Annotated in this window: 10 protein-coding genes; 3 read left to right on the top strand and 7 right to left on the bottom strand. The window is 73.1% G+C overall.

Annotation, left to right across the window (positions count from 1 at the left end; translation table 11 throughout):
- The first annotated feature begins 104 nt into the window (after positions 1-104).
- The gene (locus AC0B9F_RS06520; protein WP_471999192.1) at positions 105-1,127 is read left to right on the top strand and encodes a glycoside hydrolase family 113; all 1,023 of its coding nucleotides are present in this window, start codon (positions 105-107) and stop codon (positions 1,125-1,127) included.
- Complete coding sequence (locus tag AC0B9F_RS06515) at positions 1,124-2,956, top strand: glycoside hydrolase family 15 protein (RefSeq protein WP_471999190.1); 1,833 nt, start codon at positions 1,124-1,126, stop codon at positions 2,954-2,956. Before AC0B9F_RS06520 ends, AC0B9F_RS06515 begins: the two co-directional genes overlap by 4 nt.
- Here the strand turns inward: AC0B9F_RS06515 and AC0B9F_RS06510 are convergent.
- The 7 genes from AC0B9F_RS06510 to AC0B9F_RS06480 form a co-directional block, all read right to left on the bottom strand.
- Entirely contained in the window at positions 2,856-3,605 is a 750-nt protein-coding gene (locus AC0B9F_RS06510; protein WP_471999188.1) for a class I SAM-dependent methyltransferase, read from the bottom strand. The two genes, AC0B9F_RS06515 and AC0B9F_RS06510, sit on opposite strands and share 101 nt — an antisense overlap.
- Before the next feature lie 10 nt (positions 3,606-3,615).
- On the bottom strand, positions 3,616-8,406 hold the full coding sequence (locus AC0B9F_RS06505) for an aminotransferase class I/II-fold pyridoxal phosphate-dependent enzyme (RefSeq protein WP_472000850.1): 4,791 nt from the start codon (positions 8,404-8,406) through the stop codon (positions 3,616-3,618).
- Positions 8,407-8,524: 118 nt separating this feature from the next.
- The gene (galE, locus tag AC0B9F_RS06500; RefSeq protein ID WP_471999186.1) at positions 8,525-9,583 is read right to left on the bottom strand and encodes a UDP-glucose 4-epimerase GalE; all 1,059 of its coding nucleotides are present in this window, start codon (positions 9,581-9,583) and stop codon (positions 8,525-8,527) included.
- 131 nt (positions 9,584-9,714) lie between these two features.
- Positions 9,715-10,485, bottom strand: a complete 771-nt coding sequence (locus AC0B9F_RS06495) for a GntR family transcriptional regulator (protein WP_471999184.1) — start codon at positions 10,483-10,485, stop codon at positions 9,715-9,717.
- A gap of 10 nt (positions 10,486-10,495) precedes the next feature.
- A complete protein-coding gene (gene iolD / locus AC0B9F_RS06490) occupies positions 10,496-12,367 on the bottom strand; it encodes a 3D-(3,5/4)-trihydroxycyclohexane-1,2-dione acylhydrolase (decyclizing) (protein WP_471999182.1) in 1,872 nt (623 codons plus the stop codon).
- Positions 12,364-13,257 (bottom strand): 5-deoxy-glucuronate isomerase, encoded by an 894-nt coding sequence (iolB, locus tag AC0B9F_RS06485; protein WP_471999180.1) that lies wholly within the window; start codon positions 13,255-13,257, stop codon positions 12,364-12,366. The genes iolD and iolB overlap by 4 nt, the downstream gene beginning before the upstream one ends.
- A 54-nt stretch (positions 13,258-13,311) precedes the next feature.
- Complete coding sequence (locus AC0B9F_RS06480) at positions 13,312-14,190, bottom strand: Cgl0159 family (beta/alpha)8-fold protein (RefSeq protein ID WP_471999179.1); 879 nt, start codon at positions 14,188-14,190, stop codon at positions 13,312-13,314.
- A gap of 284 nt (positions 14,191-14,474) precedes the next feature.
- Between AC0B9F_RS06480 and AC0B9F_RS06475 the strand changes: the two genes are divergently transcribed.
- Positions 14,475-15,488: a sugar ABC transporter substrate-binding protein gene (locus AC0B9F_RS06475; protein ID WP_471999177.1), complete on the top strand. Its 1,014-nt coding sequence runs from the start codon at positions 14,475-14,477 to the stop codon at positions 15,486-15,488.
- Positions 15,489-15,492 lie beyond the last annotated feature (4 nt).

Raw genomic sequence — 15,492 nt, 5'->3', positions numbered from 1 at the left:
CTTACGCGTGCCCGGGGCCATCCTGTCTGTATACGCCGTAAACGTACACGATACGGATACGGCGACCCCCGCACTTCCAGGGCGGGGGCGGCGAGGTGGCCGACATGCAGCTCCCCTTCCTGCACGGACAGGACGACGCGGAAGCCGTCCCGGCACCCGGGACCCTCCCACGGCAGCGCGGTTTCGCCCTGCCCAGCTACGTCCGCGACGGCTACGACGATCCGCGCGCCGCCGAACATCTGCGCCGGATCGCGCGGTCGGGCGCCAACTGGGTGCAGCTCACCCCCACGTGGTACCAGCCGACCCCCACCGCCGACCTCATCCGCCCCACCCGCGTCACCCCCACCGACGAAGGGGTCGCGCGGATGATCCGCCTGGCCCACGCACACGGCCTGAACGCCCTGCTCAAACCCCACCTCGACCTCGACGACGCCGGCTGCCGCGACACGATCCGCCCCGCCCGGCCCGCTCGCTGGTTCGCCGCCTACGCCGAGTTCATCGCGCACTACGCCCGCCTCGCGGCCCGCTACGGCGCCGACGCGTTCACCGTGGGCACCGAACTCGCGGGCACGGTGGACGACCGCGCCCGCTGGCTGGCGCTGGTCGACCGCACCCGTGTCGTCTACGGCGGCTCGCTGCTCTACGCGGCGCGACTGGAGGAGTACGAGCACGTCGCCTTCTGGGACGCGGTCGATCTGATCGGCGTGGACGCCTACTGGCCGCTGCCCGCGGGCCCGCACCGGGACACGCAGACGCTCACCCGGGCCTGGCGTCCCGTCCGCGACGCGCTCGGGGAGTTCGCCGCCCGCACCGGCCGCTCCGTCCTCTTCGCGGAGGCCGGGTACTCCAGCGTGCGCGGCGCGCATGCCGGCCCGGTCACACCCGGCACCGAGGAGCAGGCCGCCGGCTACGAGGCACTGCTGCGCACGTTCACCGGGCTGCCCTGGTGGGCGGGCGTCCACTGGTGGGTCTGGGCGCAGCTCCCGGCCCCGACGGACCGCGTCCGGACCCTGGACTACTCCGCCCAGGGCAAAGGGGCCGAGCGCGTGGTGGCCCGGTGGTGGGCCGGCCGCACGCAGGTGCCGCACGTCGCCCGCAACGGCCCGGTGGGAGGCAGGACACCATGACCCCCGTCGAGGACTACGCCCTGCTCGGAGACATGGGCACCGCGGCCATGGTCGGCCGCGACGGCTCCATCGACTGGCTCTGCCTGCCCCGCTTCGACTCGCCGGCCTGTCTCGCCGCGCTGGTGGGGACGCCCGACAACGGCTTCTGGCGCGTCGCCCCCGCTGGACCCGGCACCTGCGCCGGGCGCGCCTACCGGCCGGACACCCTGGTGCTGGACACCTGGTGGCGTACCGCGACCGGCGTCGCGCGGGTCACGGACTTCATGCCGCCCGGCTCGCCGACGCCCTGCCTCGTGCGGATCGTGGAGGGCGTCGTGGGCGAGGTCTCGCTGCGCAGCGAGCTGCGGCTGCGCTTCCACCAGGGCCGCGTCGTGCCCTGGGTGCGCGGGGTCGCCGGCTGCACCGTCGCGGTCGCAGGGCCGGACGCGGTGTGGCTGCGCGTCGAAGGCGACGGGCGGCTGTCCGGCGACGAACACGCCACCGTCACCGAGGTCACCGTCCCCGCCGGCCGGCGGGTCGCGCTCGTCCTGGCGTGGGCGCCCTCGCACCTCACGGAGCCGCCGCCGTCGCTCGCCGTCCCCGCGGAGACCCTGCTGAAGGAGACCGCCGACCACTGGCGCGACTGGGCCGGCCGCTGCCGCTACCAGGGACCCTGGCGGGACGCCGTAGTGCGCTCCCTGATCACCCTCAAGGCCCTCACCTACGCCCCCACCGGCGGCGTCGTCGCCGCCCCCACCACCTCGCTGCCCGGTTGCGTCGGCGGCGGGCGCAACTGGGACCAGCGCTACTGCTGGCTGCGCGACTCCACGCTGACCCTGTCCTGCCTGCTGCGCAGCGGCTACCGGGAGGAAGCGGTGGCCTGGCTCGACTGGCTGGTGCGCACCGTCGCCAGCGACCCCGCCGACCTGCAGAGCGTCTACGGCGTGTGCGGGCAGCGGCTGCTGCGCGAGACCGAGGCGCCCTGGCTGACCGGTTACGAGGGCTCACGGCCCGTCAGGTTCGGCAACTGCGCCAACGGGTCGTTCCAGCTCGATGTCTACGGTGAGGTACTGGACACCCTCTACCAGTCCCTGCTGGTCGGGATTCCGATGCCGGCCCATGTGTGGGAGCTGGTCGACGCGCTGATGGGCTACCTGCTGCGGCACTGGCGCGAGCCCGACCAGGGCGTGTGGCAGGTGCGCGGGCCGCGCCGCCACTTCGTGCACTCCAAGGTCATGGCGTGGGTGGCCGCCGACCGGGCCCTGCGCATGGGCAAGCTGCTGGGCCGCAACGGCTCCTCCCCGCAGTGGTGGGCCATGCGGCAGGAGGTGCACCGGCAGGTCTGCCGGGACGGCTGGGACCCCCGACAGGGCTCCTTCGTGCAGTCCTACGGCTCCACCGAGCTGGACGCCACCGCCCTGCTCATGCCGCGGCTCGGCTTCCTGCCCGCGCAGGACCCACGGGTGCGCGGGACGGTCCACGCCCTGCGGGCCCTCGACGAGGACGGCTTCCTGCACCGCTACGCACCCGGCGGCCGAAGGGTGCACCCCGTGGACGGCATGGCCGGTCGTGAAGGAGCGTTCGTCTCCTGCTCCTTGTGGCATGCGGATACCCTCGCAGCGACCGGCCATGTCCTCGAGGCGCGGGAGACGTTCGAGCGCGTCCTCGCCGTCCGCAACGACGTCGGACTGCTCGCCGAACAGTGGGACCCGGCCACCGGCCGCCAACTGGGCAACGCCCCCATGGCCGTCAGTCACCTCGCGCTGGCCGAGACCGCGTTCGCCCTGTCAGCAGCACCATCCCGGTATCCCCGTACTCCGGCAGGGTCGGATCGGCGTCGATCCTCGTGACGTCCAGCTCTTCGGTCAGCGGCGTGAACACCCTGGTGACGCGCTCGCAGTCCACCGGGCAGCCCGGCCAGCGCGAGGCCGCCCCGATGCGGTAGGTGGGCAGGTTCTCCATGAACGCCGCCACCAGGTGCCCGCCGGGCACGACACAGCGCGCGAAGTGCCCGCAGAAAGCGGCGAACTCGTCGAAGTCCTCGCTCGCCCCCTCCGCCACGAAGTGCATCGACGCCAGCTCGTACGCCCCGGACGGCAGCGCCCGCACGTCGCCGTGCACCACCCGCACCCGGGCCAGCGCGGCCGGCAGCGACGCCGCGATGCGCGGATCGAGCCGACGGCACAGCGCGTGGAAGTCGCTCCAGCTGTCGTCCGGACCTGCGGCCAACTGCCGCCGCAGATACGCGACATTGGCGGCGCCCGCCTCCACCGCGTCGATCCTCGCGCTGACCGCGGAGGCCAGCAGCAGCGGGTAGAGGTTGGGACCGGCGCCGAACTCCACCGTGCGCGCCAGGCTCCCGGCGGGCAGGGTGCCGTAGTACGCGGCATGGTGGGCGATGACCGCGGCGTCGCACGGGTGCAGTTGGCGGTAGTTCTCGGCGAGGTAGTCCTCGACGGGCCAGCCGTCCCAGTCCACGTCGTCGTTGCGGATCGACATCGGCGCCGCCTCAGCCCCGGTGCCGCAGCGCGCCCCGCGCGTCCAGCGCGGTCAGCGCCTCACCGAGGCGGTCGATGTCCTCGTCGGAGTTCAGCGCCGTGATCTGCGCGCGGAAGCCGACCTGCCCGCGTGGCACCAGCGGATAGGCGGCGAGGGTCACGTAGACGCCGCGATCCCACAGGAAGTCCGCGACCGCCGGAAGACCGTCCGGGTCCGCCAGCGGGATCTCCACGATGGGCAGCTCGCCCGCGCACGGTGTGTCCAGGCGCAGCGCGTGCACCAGGTCCAGCACGCGTGCCGATTTGCGGTGCAGATCGGCGCGGATCGCGTCGCCCCGCCGCTCGTTGACGTCCAGGCCGGCCAGCACGGTCGCGAGCGAGGCGGTGGGCGAGGGGCCGGAGTACAGATAGGGGCCGGCCGCGATCTTCAGATGGTCCTTCAGCGCGCTCGGCAGGGCCAGGAAGGCCAGCAGCGACGAGTACGCCTTGGAGAAGCCGCCCACCAGCACGATCCCGTCGTAGGACATACCGGTGTGCCGGACCACCCCGTTGCCGCGTGAGCCGTAGGGGCACGGCTCGTCGGGGGAGCGCTCGCCGATGACGCCGAAGCCGTGTGTGTCGTCGATGTACAGCGTGGCGCCGCGCTGCCGGCAGATCCGGGCGAGCGTCGGCAGGTCGTACACGTTGCCGCTCATGCTGTTCACGCCGTCCAGGCACACCAGACGCGGCGTGCCGGACGGCGCGTCCCGCAGCATCGCGTCCAGTTGCTCGGGCCGGTCGGCGTGGAACCGGTGCAGGCTCGCGCCCTGGCCCCGGGCCGACACGCACCCCTCGTACACCGTGCGGTGGGCGGTGGCCTCCACGAACACGTCCCCCTGCTCCGCCAGCAACGGGATCACCGCGTGGTGGATGAGGGTGGCCGTCGGCAGCAGCAGGGTGTCCTCCGCGCCGAGCAGCGCGGTCAGCCGCTCCTCGATGTCCGGGTAGAGCCGCGGGCTGCCCAGCAGGCGCGACCAGCTCGGATGGGTGCCCCAGCGCCGCACGGTCGGTCCGATCGCCTCGATGATCTCCGGGTCGTGGTCGAAGCCGAGGTAGTTGCACGACGCGAAGTCGATCAGCCAGTGTTCGCCGCAGCGGATGTGCCGGCCGCGCACCTCGTCCAGGACCGCGTCGCTCATCGGGCTCGTGCGGCGCAGACGGTCGAGGTCCGACCAGCGGGGGTCGCGCCGGACCGGCGCCAAGGGGGCGGGGGTTCTGTGCATGGTGGTGTGTCCCCTCTCGAGGGTTGTCCCGCTGTGCGCGGCCGCCGTCCCGCCGCCCGGAGCCGGGGACGCGCTCGACGCCGGAGCGCTCGCCGGGGGCGCCGGGACCAGCGAGCTCTGCCCGGGGCCGGCGGCCGGGCGGGCGCGGCGGGCCCCGGCTTCAGCCGCGCCGGTCCCGCGTGTGGCCCCGGCTTCGGTGGTGTCGCCCTCGCGTGCGTTCCCGGCTTCAGCGGCCCCGGTCTCGCGTGCGGTCCCGGCTTCAGCGGTGTCGCTCTCGTGCGCCGTGCCCGCGGCCGGAGGGACACCCGGGGGAGCGCTCCCGGCGGCCGGAGGGGCACCCGGAGGAACGCTCCCGGCGGCCGGGGGGACAGCCGGGGGAGCGCTCGCAGCCGCCGCTGCGGCCTCCGTGCGGGCCGCCTGGACGCCGTCCGCCGTCCCTGTGCGCGGGGGCGCGATCATGGAGGCCGTCCGCCGCAGCACGGCCTCTCCCTCGTCCAGCGACATCGGCGGCGCGAACAGGTAGCCCTGCCCGAACCGGCAGCCCATGCCGGCCAGCAGCTCGCGCTGCGCCTGCTGCTCGATGCCCTCGGCTATCACCGTGAGTCCGAGCGTGTCGGCGATCCGGACGATCCCCTCGACGAGCGCCACCTGCCGCGGGTCGCGCGGCAGGTCGTCGATGAACGTCTTGTCTATCTTCAGCACGTCGAGGGGGAACTCCCGCAGATAGCGCAGCGAAGAGAACCCGGTGCCGAAGTCGTCCACCGCGATGCGCACCCCGAGGTCCCTGACCCGGCCGATCGCGGAGTCGATCTGCTCGTCCCGCTGCATCAGCACCGACTCGGTGAGCTCCAGCTGCAGCGCGTCCGGCGCGAGCGACGCCAGGTCCAGCGCCCGGCACACCGCCCCCAGGAAGTCGGGGTCCCGCCACTGGCGGCCGGAGACGTTGACGCTGACGTACGGCGGGTCGGCGGGCCGGATGCTGCGCTGCAGCCGGGCGATGTCCGCGACGGCGCTGCGCAGTACCCAGGCGCCCAGTGGGGTGATGTGGCCGGTCTCCTCGGCCAGCGGGATGAACTGGTCGGGCGGCACCAGGCCGCTCGGCGAGTGCGGCCAGCGGGCCAGCGCCTCGAATCCGACCACCTGCGGCATCGGCTCGCCGAGGTCGACGATGGGCTGGTAGCACAGCGCGAACCGCTCCTGCGCGATCGCGTCGTCGAGATGGGCCAGCAGATCGTGCCGCTGCGCCACCCGCACCCGCAGCTGGGGCAGGAAGCGGCGCCACTGACGTTTCCCGGCCGCCTTCGCCGCGTACAGTGCCATGTCCGCCAGGGCCAGCAGCTCCTCGGCGTCGCTGCTGTCGAGTGCGGTGGCCACGCCCACGCTGGCGGAGACGGTGACCGCCTCGTCGGCCAGGTGGAAGGGGCGGCTGAACGCCTGGATCAACTGGGCGGCGAGCAGTTCGGCGTCCAGCGGCTGCCGGGCGTCCTCCATCAGCACCGCGAATTCGTCGCCGCCGAGCCGGGCCGCGGTGTCGGTACGGCGCAGGGTGAGTGCCAGCCGCTCGCCCACGGCCTTCAGCAGCCGGTCGCCTGCCGAGTGCCCCAGGGTGTCGTTGACGGTCTTGAAGTCGTCCAGGTCCAGGAAGAGCACGCAGGTCAGCGTGGACTCCCGGCGGCCACGCAGCAGGGCACGCGCGGTCCGCTCCAGCAGCAGCACCCGGTTGGGCAGACCCGTCAGGGAATCGTGGAAGGCCCGCTGGGTGAGTTCCTGCTCCAGCTGCCGCTGCTCGGTCACGTCCCGCAGGGTGACCACCAGACCGCCGACGGTGGTGTCCTGTCTGAGGTCGCTGCACCGCACCTCCACCTCGACGCGGCCGTCGCCGCGCAGCACCCACCAGTGGTCGTGCGCCTCCCGGCGTCCGTGCCGGCCCAGCGCCCCCAGGGTGCGGTCCACCCGGTCCCGGTCGGCCGGCGCCACCAGGTCCCGCAGGGCCGTCCCGGTCAGGTCGCTGTGGCCGAACACCGCCAGGGCCGAGGGGCTGGCGTACCGCACGGTGGTGTCGTCGTCGACGATGAGGATGACGTCCGACGCGTTGCGCACCAGCGTCCGGAAGTAGGCCTCGCTCTCCTTGCGCACGATCTCCCGCCGCAGTGCCACGCGCTCCAGGGCGAGCCCCGCGTGCGAGGCGAGGATCTCCAGGGAGCTGCGGACCTCGCTGAGCCGCCGCTCGGGGCCGGCCGCCACCAGCGCGCCCGCCGGCTCGGTGTCCGCGGAGGTGTCGGGCGGCGCCATGGGGCAGACCAGGGTGCCGGGCAGGCCGTTGAACCGGGTGGCGAACCGTGGGCCGAACCGGTCCACGGGCACGGTGAGCGAGCGGTGCGCCGGCTCCCCCGCGCCGACCCGGGCGGGCGACCGGCCGAGGGAGGCGTACAGCTCCCGGGCCTGCGGCGCGGTGAGGAGCACAGCGCGGTGCGGTACGTCCCCTCCGATCAGGCGGCCGACCGCGCGGACGCACGCCGCCGCGACATCCTGCGGGGCGATCGCGGCCACCAGCGAGACGGTCGCCGCGCGCAGGGTCTGCTCCCGGGCCACCGCCTTGCGGTGCGCCACGACCATGACCGTGAGCCGGAAGATCACCAGCAGGAACATCAGCGTCGAGAAGACGGCGAGCGTCGTCGCGTCGCGCACCCGGCCCAGCCGCTCCTCCACGAGGAGCAGCGCGGGGGCGATCAGGGTGGCGGCGGTGAGCAGGATGAGCCGGGGCCACCGCAGGAGCAGCGACTGCGGCGGGGGGTCGGCGGCGGTGAGCTCCGCCATGGAAGGGTGCAGGCCCGCCAGGCCCCAGGCGGTGTAGAAGACGACCCAGCCCGAGTCCAGCACCGTGCCCGCCTGCCAGGTGCCGTTGAGCTGGAGGAAGCCGTAGGCGATGTCGAAGCACAGCAGGGTGAAGGTGCCCAGCACCAGCAACTGCACCGCCCGGTTCGGGCCGGAGGCCGCGCTCGGGGCGAGCAGCCGGGCCAGCATCGCCAGGACCAGCAGGTCCCCGAGCGGGTAGGCGACGCTGATCGCCCGCTGTTGCCAGGTCAGCTCGTCCTGGGCGGCCAGCGGCTGCACCAGGTACACCCACACCGGCAGCGCGACCCCCGCGGTGACGATCAGCGAGTCGAGCAGGCTGGGCAGGTCGCGGCCCACCCAGCGGTGCCGGACCAGCCCGAACAACCCTGCCGCCAGCAGCGGATAGACGGCGAGATAGCAGGCGTCGGCGGGGGAGGGGAACGGGTTGGACGCGTGGAAGTACTGCTCCGAAGCGTTGTAGTACGTGTCGCCTGCCGAGAAGGCCAGCAGCCCTGCGGCGAGCACCAGCCACGGCCAGCGCACGGCCGGCCGGTTGCTCCGGACTCCGGTGAGGACGGCCGCCACACCGCCCAGCCCGATCAGCGCCCACAGCGGGGTCCGCAGAGCCGGCACGAGCAGATACACACAGCTGGCGACGAGGACCGTCGCGAGGTAAGCGGCCGGCAGCCGGCGGGTCGGCAGCACTGGCAAGCGCCTCCCAACTCGGAGGACACCGGGCTGCGAAAAAGCGTCAACCTGGAGAGTGCAACTGCCTACTGATCCTAGGCACGCCGCACGCCGGGCCGCATCTTCGGTGCGGTCCTCACTCCTCCCCGGCGCCGGGTGGGAGGGCGGAGTCGCCGTAGCCGACCGGATGCAGTCGCTGGAAGCGCCAGGCGTCGCGGCACACGTCGTCCAGGTCGCGGCTCGGGCTCCAGTCCCAGTCCCGGCCGATCGCCCCGGCGTCCGCGACCCGCCGCGCCGCGTCCCCGGGGCGGCGCGGGGCCATCTCGTACGGCAGTGGCCGGCCGCACAGCCGGGAGAACGTGGTGACGACCTCCAGCACCGAGGAGCCCCGCCCGCTGCCGAGGTTGTACACGTGCAGGCCCGGCGCGTCGGCGAGATGGTTCAGCGCAAGGCGGTGCGCCTCGACGGTGTCCAGGATGTGCACGTAGTCGCGGACCGCGGTGCCGTCGCGGGTGGGGTAGTCACCGCCGTACACCCGCAGGCGCGGGCGCCGGCCCACGGCGACCTCTGCCATCGCCGGCACCAGGGAGTCCCGGGTGCCGGGTCCGCCGTCGCCGAGCAGTCCGCTGGGATGGGCGCCGGCCGGTGTGAAGTGGCGCAGGCACACCACCGTGTATTCGGGGCGGCGCAGGCAGACGTCGGCGAGGAGTTGTTCGCAGGCCCACTTGGAGGCCGCGAAGGGGTCCTGCGGGCGGACCGGGTCGCTCTCGGCGAGCGCGTCCCGCGCGTCGGGCGCGTAGAGGGCGCAGGTGGAGGAGAACACCAGCTGGCGCACGCCGTGTTCGTGCATGGAGTGCAGCAGCGTCATGGTGCCGCCGAGGTTGACGTCGTAGTACTCCACGGGCGAGGTCAGGGACTCGCGGCCCGAGGTCAGGGCGGCGAAGTGCACCACCGCGTCCACGGCGTGCCGCGCGAACACCGCCGACAGCGCCCGGCGGTCGCGGATGTCCAGCTCGTACACGGCGCCGACGAACCGGCCGGCGAGCCGCTCCACGCGGGCGAGGATCTCTCGCAGGGCGGGAGCCCGGTTGTCCACCACGATCACCTCGTAGCCGTGGTCGAGCAGGTCCACGCAGGTGTGGCTGCCCAGGAAGCCGGCTCCGCCGGTGACCAGGATCGTGGACGGTGCGCTCATGGACCGGGCTCCTTCGCGCACGATAAGATGTACGTATACGACGTATATCCCGACTGTGCTCCGCCCACGGCGGCCCGTCAAGTACGGCGGGCCGGACACCCCGCCCTGCCCCCCGGCCCGCCGCGGATCCCCTATTTGCGGACCAGCAGCTCGAAGTCGAACGAGTAGCGCGACGCGCTGTAGACGTGCGTGCCGTGTTCGACCGCGCGGCCGGTGTCGTCGTACGCCGTGCGCTGCATGGTGAGGAGCGCCGCGCCCCGCTGCTCGTCCAGGCGGGACGCCTCCGCCGCCGTCGCCGAGCGGGCGCTGACGCGTTGCCGCGCGCTGTGCAGGCTGATGCCGGCCGCGCGCATCAGCCGGTACAGGCCCGTCGTCTCCAGCCGATCCGAGTCCAGGTCGAGCAGATTCGCGGGCAGGTGGTTGCACAGCAGCGCCACCGGCCTGCCGTGCGTGAGGCGCAGCCGCTCCAGCACGATCACCTCCTCGCCCTCGGCCATCCCCAGCGCCGCGGCCACCTCCGCGCTCGCCGGACCCCGCTCGTTGCGCACGACCCGCGTCGAGGGACCCTGCCCGGCCGCCTCCAGGTCGTCGTACAGGCTGCTCAGTTCCAGCGGGCGGCGGACCTGCCGGTGCACCACCTGGGTGCCCACCCCGCGGCGCCGCACCAGCAGGCCCTTGTCGACGAGGGACTGGATCGCCTGGCGGACCGTGGGGCGGGACAGGCCGAGCCGGGCGGACAGATCGACCTCGTTGCCCAGCAGGCTGCCCGGGACGAGCACGCCACGCCCGATGGCCGCCTCCAACTGCTGGGCCAGCTGGTGGTAGAGCGGAACCGGACTGGCCCGGTCCAGGTCGAAGTCCACCCCGTCCGTGCCGGACCCCGCGGCGCGGGACCGCGTCATGACACCCCCCTCACAGATGGCGGCGGCGGTCCGCCACCCGCTGCTCGTACCGCGCGCGGGCGGCCACCGCCGCCTCACGGCCCGCCACCTCGGCGACCGGCACGTCCCACCAGGCCTCGGCTCCCAAAGCGGTCGGCGCCGGATCGGTCTCGACGTACACGCAGGTCGGCCGGTCCGCGGTGCGCGCCGCGGCCAGCGCCTCACGCAGCTCGGCCACCGTCTTGGCGCGCAGCACCTCCATGCCGAGACTGGCCGCGTTCGCCGCGAGATCGACCGGCAGCGGCGGCCCGGTGAACGTGCCGTCGGCGGCCCGGTGACGGTAGGCGGTGCCGTAGCGCTCGCCACCGGTCTCCTCCGACAGCCCGCCGATCGAGGCGTAGCCGTGGTTCTGGATCAGCACCAGCTTGACCGGCAGCCCCTCCTGCACCGCCGTGACGATCTCCGTCGGCATCATCAGATACGTCCCGTCGCCGACCAGCGCCCACACCACCGCGTCCGGCGCCGCCTGCTGCACGCCGATCGCGGCGGGGATCTCGTAGCCCATGCACGAGTAGCCGTACTCCAGGTGGTACTGGCGCGGGCTGCGCGCCCGCCACAGCTTGTGCAGGTCACCGGGGAGCGAACCGGCCGCGTTGATCACCACGTCCGTGTCGCCGACGACCCCGTCGAGCGCGCCGAGCACCTGCGTCTGCGTCGGCACCGCGCTGTCGTCCGGCGCGTGCAACGCGCTCTGGACGACCCGCTCCCAGCGCTCCTTGCCCGCCCGGTACTCCGCCTCGTACGCCGCGTCCACGCGGTGCCCGGCGAGCGTCGCCGTCAGCTTCTCCAGACCGCCGCGCGCGTCGCAGACCAGTGTGCGCGCCGCCAGCTTGTGCGCGTCGAAGGCGGTGATGTTGAGGTTCACGAACCGCACGCCGGGGTTCTGGAAGAGGGTGCCGGAGGCGGTCGTGAAGTCCGAGTAGCGGGTGCCGACACCGATGACCAGGTCGGCGGTGCGAGCGAGGTCGTCGCACACGGCCGTGCCGGTGTGGCCGATGCCGCCGACGTCGGCGGGGTGGTCGTAGCGCAGGGAGCCCTTCCCGGCCTGGGTGGAGGCGACCGGGATGCCGGTGGCGTCCACCAGCGCGCGCAGCGCCTCCTCCGCCTCGCTGTGGTGGACGCCGCCGCCCGCGACGATCAGCGGGCGGGACGCGGCCCGGATCTCACGGACGGCCTCGGCGAGTTCGATCGGGTCCGGCGCCGGCCGCCGTACGAACCACACACGGTCGGCGAAGAACTCCACCGGCCAGTCGTACGCCTCCGCCTGCACGTCCTGCGGCAGGGCCAGCGTCACCGCGCCGGTCTCGGCCGGGTCGGTGAGCACCCGCACGGCCTGCAGCGCGCTCACGATCAGGGCCTCGGGCCGGGTGATCCGGTCGAAGTAGCGGGAGACCGGGCGCAGGGTGTCGTTGACCGACACGTCCGCCTCCACCGGGTGCTCCAGCTGCTGGAGCAGCGGGTCGGCGGGGTGCGCGGCGAAGTAGTCGCCGGGCAGCAGCAGCACGGGCAGGCGGTTGATCGTGGCGAGGGCGGCTCCGGTGACGAGGTTGGTGGCACCCGGCCCGATCGACGTCGTCACCGCCATGGCGGACAGCCGGTTGAGATGCCGGGCGCGGGCGACGGCCGCGTGCACCATCGCCTGCTCGTTGCGGCCCTGGTGGTACGGCATGACGTCCCCGTACTCGACGAGGGCCTGGCTGATCCCGGCCACGTTGCCGTGACCGAAGATGCCCCAGGTGCCGGCGATCAGCCGGCGGCGCACACCGTCGCGTTCGGTGTACTGGGCGGCGAGGAACCGCACCAGGGCCTGGGCGGTGGTCAGACGGAGGGTGCGGGCGCTCATCGGGAGGTCTCCGGTGCGGTGTAGAGGGGGAGTCGGGGGTCGACGCTCTGCCCGGACCAGGTCTTGCGGATCCAGGCGTGGTCGGGGTGGTCGCAGATCAGCCAGGACCGCTCGGCCCCGGGGCCCGCCATGACGTTGAGGTAGTACATGTGGTGGCCCGGCACCGCCATGGACGGCCCGTGCCAGCCGTCCGGGATGAGCACGACGTCGCCGTCGCGGACCTCGGCCAGCACGTCCGTCTCCCGGCCCGGACCGGACGGCGAGACCCGCTGGTAGCCGAGACCGGGCGTACTGCCGTGGGCGGCGAACTCGAAGTAGTAGATCTCCTCCAGCACCGACTCCTCGCCCGGGCGGTGCTCGTCGTGCTTGTGCGGCGGGAAGGAGGACCAGTTGCCGCCGGGGGTCAGCACCTCCACCGCGATCAGTTTGTCGCAGTCGAAGACGCCCGCGGCCGCGAAGTTGTTGACCTGGCGCGAGCAGGCGCCGGTGCCGCGCAGCTCGACCGGGACCGAGGAGGCGGGGCCGTAGCGGGCGGGCAGCCGGCGGGCGCAGCGGGCGCCGGTCAGCGCGAAGCGGCCGCCGGCCGCGGAGGTCACGGTGGCGCGGGCGTCGCGCGGCGCGTAGGCGAAGTCGCTGACCGAGCCGAAGACGTCCACCCGGCCCGCCAGCGCGAAGGTGCTGTGACCGAAGTCGTCGGCCACGGCGACGGTGCAGGAGCCGGCGAGCGGCAGCACGATCCACTCGCTGTCGCCGGTGTCGAAGGTGTGCGCACCCCCGGCGGGCAGCTCCAGCACCCGCAGGGCGGAGTACCCCCAGCCGGCCTTCTCCGGGCCGATGTCGACGGCGTAGGGACCGCCGGCCGCCTTGCCCGCGGGCAGGTGGTACGTCATGAACTCCTCCGTTTCACAGCACGCGTCCTACGACAGGCTTCCCCGGCGGGCGGTTCACAGCAGACCGACGGCCGTGTCGACCGCCTCCTCCACGCTGCCCGTGGCCGGGTAGAGCAGCGAGCGGCCCACCACCAGGCCGTGGACGGTGGGCAGTCCGAGCGCCTTGCGCCAGCGCTCGTAGGCGGCGTCCTGGTCGTCGCCCACGTCACCGCCGAGCAGTACGGCGGGCAGGGTCGAGGCCTGCAGCACCTCGCCCATGTCGTCGGGGTCGTCGGTGACGGGCAGCTTGAGCCAGGTGTAGGCGGAGGTGCCGCCGAGGCCGGAGGCGATGGCGATGGACCGGGTGACGGCCTCAGCGCCCAGGTCGTTGCGGACCCGGCCGGCCACCCGACGGGAGAGGAACGGCTCGACGAACACCGGCAGGCGCAGGGCCGCCATCTCGTCGACGGCGCGGGCGGTGGCCTCCAGCGTGGTGAGCGAGCCGGGGTCGTCGTAGTCGATGCGCAGCAGCAGCTTGCCGGCGTCGAAGCGCAGCCGGTCGAGGTCGGTGGCGCGGTGCCCGGTGAACCGGTCGTCCATCTCGAAGCGGGCGCCCGCGAGCCCCCCGCGGTTCATCGAGCCCATCACGACCTTGCCGTCCAGCACGCCGAGCAGCAGCAGGTCCTCCAGGACGTCGGCGGTGGCGAGCACCCCGTCCACCCCGGGCCGCGACAGCGCCGTACACAGCCGCTCCAGCAGGTCCGCCCGGTTCGCCATGGCCAGGCGCCGGTCGCCGACGGCGAGCGCGCCGCGGGCCGGGTGGTCGGCGGCGACGATCATCAGGCGGCCGGAGCCGTTCAGCAGCGGCCGTCGGACGCGGCGGGCGGCGGCCTCGGCGACGGCCTCCGGGTGCCGCGCGCGAACCGTGACGAGGTCGGGGATGCTGAGAGTCAACACGTCGCTCCGTTTCCGCGTCAGGGCTACGCCCGCGCCCCTGGGGTAGGGATCGGCCCGTACCGGCGTGCCTGCCGCCTCCCAGGTGTAGGTGCCGGGAGCCGGCACTGTCAATAGTTTGTACTTACATTCGGACCTTGTTGTGAAATGATGTCTTAACAAAGTATTGACAGCGGGCGTCGCAGCGACTTGTATCCCGTCCCAGCGCAACAGCCGAATCACCCGGGCTCCCGATCCCCTCCCTTTCCCCCGTCGCACACGTCGCACAGTGAGGTGCAGGAAAGATGGACCGCTCTTCTCACTCCCGCAGACTCGCCCCGGTCGTGGCCTTGGCCGCGGCGGCGGCCCTGGCCGTCGCGGGCTGCTCCAGCAGCTCCGGCGGCAAGAAGGCCGAAGAAGGAGGGGCCGCGGCCTCCGCCGGCAAGGCCAGCACTCCGCGGATGACGGTCGCGCTGGTGACCCACCAGTCGCCCGGCGACACCTTCTGGGACATCGTCCGCAAGGGCGCCGAGGCCGCCGCCGCCAAGGACAACATCAAGCTCATCTACTCCGCCGACCCCAACGCCGGCAACCAGGCCAACCTGGTGCAGAACGCGATCGACCAGAAGGTCGACGGCATCGCCGTCACCCTCGCCAAACCGGACGCCATGAAGGGCGCCGTCGCCAAGGCCACGAGCGCCGGCATACCCGTCGTGGGGCTCAACTCCGGTGTCAGCGACTGGAAGAAGCTCGGCCTGCTGGAGTTCTTCGGCCAGGACGAGACCGTCGCCGGCGAGGCCTTCGGCAAGAAGCTCAACGAGGTGGGCGCCAAGAACGCCGTCTGCGTCATCCAGGAGCAGGGCAACATCGGCCTGACCCAGCGCTGCGACGGCGTCAAGAAGACCTTCTCCGGCTCCGTGCAGAACCTGTACGTCAACGGCACCGACATGCCGTCCGTGAAGTCGACGATCACCGCCAAGCTCAAGCAGGACACCGGCATCGACTACGTCGTCACCCTCGGCGCCCCCTTCGCGCTGACCGCGGTGCAGTCGGTCGGCGACGCCGGCAGCAAGGCCAAGGTCGCCACCTTCGACCTCAACAAGGACCTCACCAAGGCCATCAAGAACGGCACCATCCAGTTCGCCGTCGACCAGCAGCCCTACCTCCAGGGCTACCTGGCCGTCGACTCCCTGTGGCTCTACAAGAACAACGGCAACTACAGCGGCGGCGGCGAGCAGCCGGTGCTCACCGGCCCGGCCTTCGTCGACAAGTCCAACGTCGACCAGGTCGCCGGCTTCGCCGCGAAGGGCACCCGGTGATCGT

The organism is Streptomyces sp. NPDC097129, assembly GCF_055668065.1.
This window is presented reverse-complemented; position numbering and strand designations above follow the sequence as displayed.

What these genes read in the sequence shown, in the direction of transcription:
- AC0B9F_RS06520 (WP_471999192.1), top strand. Translation starts at nt 105, where the DNA reads ATGCAGCTCCCCTTCCTGCACGGACAGGACGACGCGGAAGCCGTCCCG.
- AC0B9F_RS06515 (WP_471999190.1), top strand. Translation starts at nt 1,124, where the DNA reads ATGACCCCCGTCGAGGACTACGCCCTGCTCGGAGACATGGGCACCGCG.
- AC0B9F_RS06510 (WP_471999188.1), bottom strand. Translation starts at nt 3,605, where the DNA reads ATGTCGATCCGCAACGACGACGTGGACTGGGACGGCTGGCCCGTCGAG.
- galE (WP_471999186.1), bottom strand. Translation starts at nt 9,583, where the DNA reads ATGAGCGCACCGTCCACGATCCTGGTCACCGGCGGAGCCGGCTTCCTG.
- AC0B9F_RS06495 (WP_471999184.1), bottom strand. Translation starts at nt 10,485, where the DNA reads ATGACGCGGTCCCGCGCCGCGGGGTCCGGCACGGACGGGGTGGACTTC.
- iolD (WP_471999182.1), bottom strand. Translation starts at nt 12,367, where the DNA reads ATGAGCGCCCGCACCCTCCGTCTGACCACCGCCCAGGCCCTGGTGCGG.
- iolB (WP_471999180.1), bottom strand. Translation starts at nt 13,257, where the DNA reads ATGACGTACCACCTGCCCGCGGGCAAGGCGGCCGGCGGTCCCTACGCC.
- AC0B9F_RS06475 (WP_471999177.1), top strand. Translation starts at nt 14,475, where the DNA reads ATGGACCGCTCTTCTCACTCCCGCAGACTCGCCCCGGTCGTGGCCTTG.